Annotated in this window: 10 protein-coding genes, 3 tRNA genes and 1 pseudogene; 4 read left to right on the plus strand and 10 right to left on the minus strand. The window is 70.6% G+C overall.

Annotated elements, in window-relative coordinates:
* The 3 genes from STRTUCAR8_RS14345 to STRTUCAR8_RS14355 form a co-directional block, all read right to left on the minus strand.
* Window positions 1–1,439 (minus strand): DHA2 family efflux MFS transporter permease subunit (locus tag STRTUCAR8_RS14345; RefSeq protein WP_048818766.1); only part of this gene is annotated, 1,439 nt, incomplete at its 3' end.
* 129 nt (window positions 1,440–1,568) lie between these two features.
* Complete coding sequence (locus tag STRTUCAR8_RS14350) at window positions 1,569–2,132, minus strand: TetR/AcrR family transcriptional regulator (RefSeq protein ID WP_006376474.1); 564 nt, start codon at window positions 2,130–2,132, stop codon at window positions 1,569–1,571.
* A gap of 16 nt (window positions 2,133–2,148) precedes the next feature.
* Window positions 2,149–2,796 carry a CGNR zinc finger domain-containing protein gene (locus STRTUCAR8_RS14355; RefSeq protein ID WP_006376471.1) on the minus strand — a complete coding sequence of 216 codons (648 nt, stop codon included), beginning with the start codon at window positions 2,794–2,796 and terminating at the stop codon, window positions 2,149–2,151.
* 56 nt (window positions 2,797–2,852) lie between these two features.
* Here STRTUCAR8_RS14355 and STRTUCAR8_RS14360 point away from each other — a divergent pair, with 56 nt between their 5' ends.
* On the plus strand, window positions 2,853–4,052 hold the full coding sequence (locus STRTUCAR8_RS14360) for an MFS transporter (RefSeq protein WP_006376469.1): 1,200 nt from the start codon (window positions 2,853–2,855) through the stop codon (window positions 4,050–4,052).
* A gap of 39 nt (window positions 4,053–4,091) precedes the next feature.
* On the opposite strand, the gene STRTUCAR8_RS14365 is transcribed toward STRTUCAR8_RS14360, so the two are convergent.
* The 5 genes from STRTUCAR8_RS14365 to STRTUCAR8_RS14385 all read right to left on the minus strand — a co-directional run bounded on the left by STRTUCAR8_RS14365 (window position 4,092) and on the right by STRTUCAR8_RS14385 (window position 5,575).
* Window positions 4,092–4,541, minus strand: coding sequence for a MaoC family dehydratase (locus tag STRTUCAR8_RS14365; protein WP_006376472.1), 450 nt, complete (start codon window positions 4,539–4,541; stop codon window positions 4,092–4,094).
* Window positions 4,542–4,544: 3 nt separating this feature from the next.
* The gene (locus STRTUCAR8_RS14370) at window positions 4,545–4,997 is read right to left on the minus strand and encodes a MaoC family dehydratase N-terminal domain-containing protein (protein ID WP_006376470.1); all 453 of its coding nucleotides are present in this window, start codon (window positions 4,995–4,997) and stop codon (window positions 4,545–4,547) included.
* A gap of 134 nt (window positions 4,998–5,131) precedes the next feature.
* On the minus strand, window positions 5,132–5,296 hold the full coding sequence (gene rpmG, locus STRTUCAR8_RS14375; protein WP_003948671.1) for a 50S ribosomal protein L33: 165 nt from the start codon (window positions 5,294–5,296) through the stop codon (window positions 5,132–5,134).
* Window positions 5,297–5,383: 87 nt separating this feature from the next.
* A tRNA-Met gene (locus tag STRTUCAR8_RS14380) sits at window positions 5,384–5,456 on the minus strand.
* Window positions 5,457–5,502: 46 nt separating this feature from the next.
* Window positions 5,503–5,575 (minus strand) — tRNA-Thr (locus STRTUCAR8_RS14385).
* 311 nt (window positions 5,576–5,886) lie between these two features.
* On the opposite strand from STRTUCAR8_RS14385, the pseudogene STRTUCAR8_RS14390 reads away from it, so the two are divergent.
* Window positions 5,887–7,127, plus strand: a pseudogene (locus STRTUCAR8_RS14390) (amidohydrolase family protein).
* Window positions 7,128–7,216: 89 nt separating this feature from the next.
* Window positions 7,217–7,873 carry an SDR family oxidoreductase gene (locus tag STRTUCAR8_RS14395; RefSeq protein ID WP_044472201.1) on the plus strand — a complete coding sequence of 219 codons (657 nt, stop codon included), beginning with the start codon at window positions 7,217–7,219 and terminating at the stop codon, window positions 7,871–7,873.
* Between the two features lie 54 nt (window positions 7,874–7,927).
* On the opposite strand, the gene STRTUCAR8_RS54155 is transcribed toward STRTUCAR8_RS14395, so the two are convergent.
* Together STRTUCAR8_RS54155 and STRTUCAR8_RS14405 are read right to left on the minus strand one after the other, a co-directional pair.
* Complete coding sequence (locus tag STRTUCAR8_RS54155) at window positions 7,928–8,170, minus strand: hypothetical protein (protein ID WP_044472202.1); 243 nt, start codon at window positions 8,168–8,170, stop codon at window positions 7,928–7,930.
* Window positions 8,171–8,264: 94 nt separating this feature from the next.
* Window positions 8,265–8,346 (minus strand) — tRNA-Tyr (locus tag STRTUCAR8_RS14405).
* Between the two features lie 235 nt (window positions 8,347–8,581).
* Between STRTUCAR8_RS14405 and STRTUCAR8_RS14410 the strand changes: the two genes are divergently transcribed.
* Window positions 8,582–9,070 (plus strand): YajQ family cyclic di-GMP-binding protein, encoded by a 489-nt coding sequence (locus STRTUCAR8_RS14410; RefSeq protein ID WP_006376465.1) that lies wholly within the window; start codon window positions 8,582–8,584, stop codon window positions 9,068–9,070.
* Window positions 9,071–9,097: the final 27 nt, after the last annotated feature.

The raw sequence follows: 9,097 nt of genomic DNA on the forward strand, positions 1-9,097 counted from the left end.
CAGTGGGCGGCACTCTCCAGCACCGGGGCCTGCTCCGCGGAGTCCGCCACGGGCGCGGGGCGGCGGGCGGCCGGGATCAGCAGGGCCGCGACGCCGGCAAGGGCGACCACCGCCGAGCCGACCACCAGGGCGGGCCGGAGACCGTCGACGAACGTCTGGCCGCTCTCGTAGCCGCCCTGGGCCGCGAAGATCGATCCCATGACGGCGATTCCGAGGGCGCCGCCGACCTCGCGCAGTGCGTTGTTGGCGCCGGAGGCGATGCCCTGTTCGCTCGGGCGGACGCCGGACATCACCAGGTTGGCGGCCGGGGCGAAGAAGAGGGCCATGCCGATACCGCTGATGATCAGGCCGGGCAGCTGGATGGCGTAGGAGGCGTCCGCGGTGACCACGGAGGCCATGTAGCCGAGGCCGGCGGCCTGGAGGAAGAGACCGGTGGCCACGACCGGTCGGCCGCCTGTCCGGTCGGAGAGGATGCCGGCGATCGGGGCGACGAGCATCGGCATGCCGGTCCAGGGCAGCATCCGCAGACCTGCCTCGGTGGGCGAGTAGCCGAGCACGCCCTGCATGTACTGGCTGAGCAGGAAGATCGACCCGAACATGCCCAGGAACATCAGCAGGGAGGCCGCGTTGATCCCGGCGAAGGCGCGGGAGCGGAAGAGCCGCATGGGGAGCATCGGGTTCTTCGCCCGGGTGCCGTGGACGACGAAGGCGACGAGGAGCGCACCGCCCGCGAGCAGGCCGGCCAGGACGTATGAGCTGGTCCAGCCGTCGGCGGGGCCGCGCACGAGCCCGTAGACGATGCCGAACAGACCGCCGCTGGCCAGCAGAGTGCCGGTGATGTCGAGCGGAGCGCCGGTGCCGTGCGACTCGGCGAGGCGCAGTCGCGCGAGCGGGAGCAGGGCGAGGCCCAGCGGAACGTTCAGCCAGAAGATCCAGTGCCAGGAGATGTGCTCGGTGAGGCTGCCTCCGATGAGCGGGCCCGAGGCCACGGCGAGCCCGTTCACCGCGCCCCAGATGCCGAACGCCATCCCGCGTTTGGCGGCCGGGACGGCTGCGGTGAGCAGGGTCAGCGTCAGCGGCATCATGATCGCCGCGCCGACGCCCTGGACCGCGCGGGCCGCGATCAGCGAGTCGATGCCGGGTGCCATGGCCGCGGCGGCGGAGGCGCCGGTGAAGACGGTGAGCCCGGCGAGGAAGAGCCGCCGCCGGCCGAAGCGGTCGCCGAGGGCGGCGCCGAACATCAGCAGGACGGCGAAGGTGAGCGTGTAGGCGCTCACGGTCCATTCCAGGTCGTCCAGCGCTCCCCCGAGGTCCTTGCGGATCGAGGGCAGCGCGGTGGTGACGACGAGGTTGTCGAGGGCCGCCATGAATCCGGCGACGCTGGTGATGACGAGTGCCCAGACGGCTCCGCCACGTGGCGCGCCGGCCTTGCTCTGCATGCTCTGCTTGCCCTGCCGCTGTGACATCGCTCCCCCTGGGGATGCTCGTTGCCGGTGATTTCGCAGTTGGTTTAGTTATCGATCACTAACTTTGACGCCCAGACGAAGGCCGCCTCCGCCTGGGAACCCTCAGCCTTCAGAGCCCTGCCTCTTGATCTGCGCCGAGGGCCACATCCCTCGCCAGACCCGATGCCCGGCCGGAAACCCCATGGCCGCAAGGGTGTTGATGAGCATCCCGTACGCCAGGAAGGTCGTCGTCTCCTCCCCGACGGGCACCTCGACGGCGTCCTGGAGCTTCATCCAGCCGGCCCGCACGGCCTCGCCGAACTCATGGTCACCCTCGGCCTCCGCGGCGGCGACGGCCACGTAGATCTGCATCTGCATCTGCAGCCGCTCGGGGTGCTCACTGATCATCCGGGCGTACGCGTCCGCCATGGAATGCAGGGCCTGCTCGCCCTCCAGCCCGTCGGCGGCCTCCTCCAGAACCCGGCGCACATCGTTCATGCACCGCTGAGAGGCAGCGGCGAACATCGCCTTCTTGCCAGGGAAGAGCCGGAAGAGGTACGGCTGAGAGACGCCGACCCGCTTGGCGATCGCCTCGGTGGAGGTGCCGTAGTAGCCCCTCTGCGCGAACTCCGCGATCGCCGCGCGAATGACGCTCTCGCGTCGCTCTTCTGCGCTCATCCTGACCATGCGAGAAAGTTAGTACTCAATCACTAACTACGTCAAGAGGTCCGCCCCCACCCTCAGCCTCCGCGCCCCCGGCACGAGCCCGGCGATGGGCGGCCACTCGCTCGCGGGTCGCACACCGGCGCGAACAGTAGTGCTGTTCGGGCCCGCGCCCCTGGGTGACGAACACGTTCTCGCAGCTCACCGACGCACAGACAGCGCCCGGCGGACGCTGATGCTCCCAGACGAGCACAGCCAGCGCGAGACAGGAGGAGCCGAGAAGCCACTCCCCCCAGGGCCCGTCGTCGTCCCGGTCGACATGCGGATGCCAGGGCGCGCCCCCCTCGTGCGAGGTCAGCCGCAGCGGCCCGGCACGTTCCAGGAGCAGCCGGTTCAGCAGGCCGGCGGCCCGGTCCACGTCCCCGGCGCCGAAGACCGCACGAAGGAGGAGCGCCGCCTCGCGCATCTCGCCGACGTCTTGGGCGGTGAGGTCGATGAGGTCCGGCTCACCGTGTTGCCGGAGCACGGCGACGATCGCGCTCGGGGCCGCCGGACCACCGCCGGTCAGGACGTTGACCAGGGCGGCGGCGCGGCGGGCGTTGGCCAGTACGGAGTGCCGCGTGGACCGGTCACCGGAGGCACGGGAGGCGTGGGAGGCGTCGGCAGGGGGCGGGGTGGGAGCGGGCACGCAGGGAATGTAACGCATATTGCGCAGTTTTAAGTTACTTCCCTAACGTCGCCGGAATGAAGAGGCTTTACGCGACCAGGCCGACGGAGGCGTATCTGGCCGGGGCGACGGCGGCCCGCACCGGGGACGAGATGTCGGGTCCGGCGCTGCTCCTGGCCGGGTACGCGATCACCGGGTCGGCCGCCGAGGCGTCGGCGCTGCTCGCGGGCATCACGATCGCGGCGGCCGTCGGCGGTCCGCTGCTCGGCGCGCTCCTGGACCGGGCGGTACGACCGGGCCGCCCGCTGGCCGTCGCACTGGCCCTCTACGCGACCGGCCTGGTGGCGATCCTGACGGTGTTGGGCCGGGTGCCGCTGCCGTTCGTCGTCCTCGCCGCGGTGATGACGGGCCTTCTCGGACCGGCGCTGTCGGGCGGCTGGACGGCGCAGCTCCCCCGGGTGGCCCCGCCCGGGACCCTGCCCCGCGCGAGCGCCCTCGACGCGATGACGTACGGCGTCGCGAGTCTGACCGGACCCGCTCTGGCCGGAGTGGCGGCACAACTGTTCGGGGCACCAGCGGGAGTGGTCGTGTCCGTCGCGCTGATCGGACTGGCGCTGCCCGTGGCGTGGGGGTTGCCGGCAGTTCCCGGGTCAGCGGCGGGCGTCGAGGGCTCGGTGACCGCCGACCTTCTGGCAGGCGCGCGCCACGTCCTTCGTAGCCGACCGCTCGCCCGGGTGACACTGACCTCGGTCATCTCCTGCACGGGCCAGGGCATGCTGATCGCCTGCGTACCGCTGCTCGGGGAACGGGTGCTCGGTGGAGCCGCCCACGGCACGATGCTGCTGTCCTGCACAGCCGTCTCGGCGCTCACCGCGAACGCCGTACTGGCCCGTTTCCCGCCCCGCTGTGCCCCGGACACGCTTGTCTGGGCCGGGGCCCTGCTCCAGGCGGCGGCACTGGCGCTGGCGGCGACCGGTCGGCCGCTCCTCCTCCTGGCCGCCGTACTGGTCGCCGGAGTCGGCGAGGGACCGCAGCTCACCGCCCTGTTCGCGGTACGTCATCGGGAGGCGCCGGAGCGGCTGCGCGGGCAGATCTTCACGACGGGGGCCAGTCTGAAGATCACCGGGTTCGCGGTGGGCGCCGGTGTCGCCGGACCGCTGACCGCATGGTCCCTGCCGGGGGCGCTACTGACGGCGGCGGGCGTGGAACTGCTGGCGGTGTCGGCCTTCTTCGCGCTCGTACCGAGGCTGGTTCTTCTCAAAGAGGAGATCGAGTAAGGGGCGCCCGCCATGGGCGAACGCCCCCTACCTGTGTGCTCAGCCCAGACGCACAACAGCCCGGGACATGCCCAGCACCTTCTGTCCCTCGCACTTCGCGAGGAGGTCGACGCGGACCGTGTTGTCGTCGAGCTTGGCCCCGACCTTGCCGCTGACCTCGATGGTGGCGCCCTGGCCGTCGTTGGGGACGACGACCGGCTTGGTGAAGCGGACGCCGTACTCGACGACCGCTCCCGGGTCGCCGACCCAGTCGGTGACGACCCGGATCGCCTCGGCCATCGTGAACATGCCGTGCGCGATGACGTCGGGCAGTCCGACCTCGACCGCGAACTTCTCGTTCCAGTGGATGGGGTTGAAGTCCCCGGAGGCGCCCGCGTACTGGACGAGCGTGGCGCGGGTCACGTTAAAGGTCTGGGCGGGCAGCTCGGTGCCCACCTCCACGTCGGCATAGGAGATCCTCGCGGAATCGCTCGCGGAATTGGCCGTCATGGGTCAGCCCTCCTCGGCCGCGCGGGCGACGAGCTTGGTCCAGGCGGTCACGACGTGCTCGCCGGCCTCGTCGTGGACCTCGCCGCGGATGTCGATGATCTCGTTGCCCGCCATGGACTTGATGGCCTCGATGGTCGAGGTGACGCTGAGCCGGTCGCCCGCGCGGACGGGGCGGACGTAGGCGAACTTCTGGTCGCCGTGCACGACTCGGCTGTAGTCCAGGCCGAGCCGCGGGTCCGCCACGACGTCTCCCGCCGCCTTGAACGTGATCGCGAACACAAAGGTGGGCGGGGCGATCACATCGGCGTGACCGAGGGCCTTGGCTGCCTCGGAGTCCGTGTACGCGGGGTTGGTGTCCCCCACTGCCTCCGCGAACTCGCGGATCTTCTCCCGGCCGACCTCATAGGGCTCGGTGGGCGGATAGGACCGCCCCACGAAGGACTGGTCGAGCGCCATGGGCTCGCAACCTCCTGAATCGCATCCTGAGTCGCACTGGTCACGCGACCGCATGGTTCACAGCCGGCGTGCTGGGTAACGACGCGAGGCCGCCCCCCAACCAACAGGGGACGGCCTCGACGTACGAGCCTGAATTATCGCGTTTCGCGATGCGCGGTGTGCGCATTGCAACGCGGGCAGTGCTTCTTCATCTCCAGTCGATCCGGGTTGTTACGCCGGTTCTTCTTGGTGATGTAGTTCCGCTCCTTGCACTCCACGCAGGCCAGCGTGATCTTCGGGCGGACGTCGGTGGCAGCCACAGAGTGCTCCTTGACGAACGGATGGGACGATGAACGCATACGAGAGTAGCCGATCGAAGGACCGACCCCGCAATCGGCTACTGTCAGTAGCGGTGACCGGACTTGAACCGGTGACACAGCGATTATGAGCCGCTTGCTCTACCGACTGAGCTACACCGCTGTGATGCGATCGGGCCCCGTCTTGCGACGGGGACCTCTCACACCAGAGCCCCAATACGGAATCGAACCGTAGACCTTCTCCTTACCATGGAGACGCTCTACCGACTGAGCTATTGGGGCGAGCGATGAAGACATTACACGCTCGCCCGCCGTCCCCCAAATCCGTTTCGCGGCAGCCGCCCCGGCCTGTTCCGGCCCTCGTTCCGCACTTCGCCCGCACCGCGAAAACCCCTCCCCCAGCGGCCTCGAAGTCCCCTCCCGCAACCGCTCTCACACCCCCTCGCCAGTGTTCTTTCCCATCCGGCGGACCACACCGGTACGACTATTGCGCTCCTCCGCAACAGGGGTGGACGGCCGCCCTAGGCTCGTCTCACTCTGCGTGATCTTGTGTCCCCGTTTGCGCGCAGCCGCCCCCCGACCACAGGAGCGCGATGCCCGACAGCCAGCCGCAGCCGCCCCACTCGTCGTCGTCCTCCTCGTCGCCTGACACCTCCGGGGACCCGGCCGCCCTCCTGCTGTGCGGGGCGCGGCTCACCGACGGCCGGACCGTGGACGTACGGCTGGGTGGCGGTCGTATCGAGGCGGTCGGCACGGTCGGCAGCCTCGGCGCGTACGCCACCCGCGTGGACCTCAGCGGCTACCTCCTCCTGCCGGCCCCCGCCGAACCGCACGCCCACGGCGACACGGCTCTGTCCGCCGACGCCGACGGGCCCCTCTCGTACGACCTTCAGGACGTCCAGCGCCGGGCCACCGCGGCCGCTCTGCTCCAACTCGGCCACGGGGCGACTGCGTTGCGCTCGCACGTCCGGATCGGCGACGTACCGGGGCTGGGTGCCCTGGCCGCCGTACTGCAGGCGCGGCGGGCGCTGCGCGGCCTGGCCGAGCTGACGGCGGTGGCGATGCCGCGCGTGCTGACCGGGGCCGCCGGGGCGGACGGGCTGGCGATGCTGCGGGACGCGGTGAAGATGGGCGCGTCGGTGGTGGGCGGCTGCCCGGACCGCGACCCCGATCCGACGGGCTACGTGGAGGCGGTCCTGGAGGTCGCCTCGGAGCACGGCTGCCCCGTCGACCTGCACACGGACGGTGACGATCCGGCCCGGCTGGCCCGCCTCGCGGCGATGGCGGGCGGCCTGCGCCCCGGTGTGACCATCGGCCCCTGCGGCGGCTCGCCGCTGCCCGCCGAGGTCGCCTCCCGGCCGCTGACAGCTCGCGGCGGCGGTGTGACGGTGGTCTGCTCCCTCAGGCGGCTGCGCGGCGCGGAACGCGCGCCCGGCTCTGTACGCTGCTGCGGGCGGCCGGGGTGCGGGTGGCGGCGGGCAGCGGCGCGCTGCGGGACGTGTCGAACCCGGTGGGCCGCGGGGACCCCCTGGAGGCGGCGTACCTGCTCGCCTCCCGCCACGGCCTGCGCCCGGAGGAGGCCTACGACGCCGTGAGCACGTCGGCGCGGGCCGCACTGGGCCTGCCCGAGGTACGGGTGGAGGCGGGCTTCCCGGCGGAACTGCTGGCGGTCCGGGGCGACCGTCTGGCCGGCGCGCTGTCCCTCGCCTACAGCCGGATCGTGGTGCACAGGGGGCGCGTTGTGGCACGGACGAGCGCGGTACGTGAGTACTGCGACACCCCGGCGGCAGCAGCGCCGGACCTGCCGCGCCAGGGGCGTACGGAGCTGTCGTGAGGTGAGAGAAGCATGACACTTCGGCAGAGCTCGCGAACGTCGTGCGGGCTGTGCGGCGTACGGGTTCGGCGGGGCGTACGGTCGAAGGCATGCGCATTGTCATCGCTGGAGGACATGGTCAGATCGCGCTGCGGCTGGAGCGTCTGCTCGCCGCACGCGGTGACGAGGTCGCGGGCATCATCCGCCGCGCCGAACAGAGCGACGACCTGCGGGCGGCGGGCGCGGAACCGGTCGTCTGCGACCTGGAGTCGGCCTCGGTGGACGAGGTCGCGGCGCTGCTGCGGGGCGCCGACGCGGCGGTCTTCGCGGCGGGCGCCGGCCCGGACAGCGGCACGGCCCGCAAGGACACGGTCGACCGGGGAGCGGCGGTGCTGTTCGCTGACGCGGCGGTTCGGGCGGGGGTACGCAGGCATGTGGTCGTGTCGTCGATGGGCGCCGATCCGGCCCACCCGGGTGACGGCGTCTTCGACGTCTACCAGCGAGCGAAGGGCGAGGCGGACGCCTACGTCAGCGGCCTGGACGCGCTCGACTGGACGATCCTGCGCCCCGGCGCCCTCACGAACGACGCCGGCACGGGCCGGGTACGCCTGGAGGCCGCCACGGGGCGCGGCGCCGTCCCCCGCGACGACGTGGCCGCGGTACTCACAGAGCTCCTGGACACTCCGGCGACCGCGGGCCTGACGCTGGAGCTGATCGGGGGCTCTACGCCGGTTCCGGTGGCGGTCAAGTCGGTGGCGGGGAACTAGCGCAACCGCGCCGGTGCCACGGTGTCACGGGGAGTGGACCCGGGGCACCGGGGCCTAGAAAAGGGGCAGCTGGCCGGGGAATTCGGGTTGGACGTACCCGTCCAACGACGGCTGGGCCGCCCCGAGTTCCGCCTGCCGCCGCGACCCCGGACACGAGACGAGTTCACCACTTCTCCGGGCGCCCTGCGGATCGTGCCGCGCGAACCTCCCGGCAACGACAGCGATCTCACGCCGGCACTCGGGACAGCTCCGGCGACGGGACGACGACACGAACGACGGCCGCGACAGCGATGACATGGGTCCACTCTCCCTCATGGCCACCACGTCCACCCACAGCAAAAAGGCCCTCTTTCCCCTGCGAAATCGCAGAGAAAAGAGGGCCTCCCCAATGTGGCGGCGCCAGGGTTCGAACCTGGGTAGGCTGAGCCGGCAGATTTACAGTCTGCTCCCTTTGGCCGCTCGGGCACACCGCCAGGGCTTGCTGCCCTTCGAACCGCTTTTCGGCGGTCCTCCTTGGCAACGACGTAAACGATACCTGATGGACCGGGGTGCTTCGCCACCCGATTGAGCGGCGCCCGGACGGGAGGGGGTGGCTAGGCTTATGCGGATGCGGCCCGGGGCGTACGCCGGGCTCGGCTGCTGTCCTCACGCATGCCGATACACACCTTGCAGATTCCGACAAGCACCCCATACAAGGAGCCACAGGACATGGCCGACTCCAGTTTCGACATCGTCTCGAAGGTCGAGCGGCAGGAGGTCGACAACGCCCTCAACCAGACCGCCAAGGAGATCTCCCAGCGCTACGACTTCAAGGGCGTGGGTGCCTCGATCTCGTGGTCCGGCGAGAAGATCCTCATGGAGGCGAACTCCGAGGACCGGGTCAAGGCGGTCCTCGACGTGTTCGAGACCAAGCTGATCAAGCGGGGCATCTCGCTGAAGTCCCTGGACGCGGGTGAGCCGCAGCTCTCCGGCAAGGAGTACAAGCTCTTCGCCTCGATCGAGGAGGGCATCTCCCAGGAGAACGCGAAGAAGGTCGCGAAGATCATCCGCGATGAGGGCCCGAAGGGCGTGAAGGCTCAGGTCCAGGGCGAGGAGCTGCGCGTCAGCTCCAAGAACCGCGACGACCTTCAGGCCATCATCGCCCTCCTCAAGGGCAAGGACTTCGAGTTCGCGCTGCAGTTCGTGAACTACCGGTAGTCCACCTGTTGTCGAAGAAGAAGGGGG

The organism is Streptomyces turgidiscabies Car8 (assembly GCF_000331005.1).
GTDB lineage: Bacteria > Actinomycetota > Actinomycetes > Streptomycetales > Streptomycetaceae > Streptomyces > Streptomyces turgidiscabies.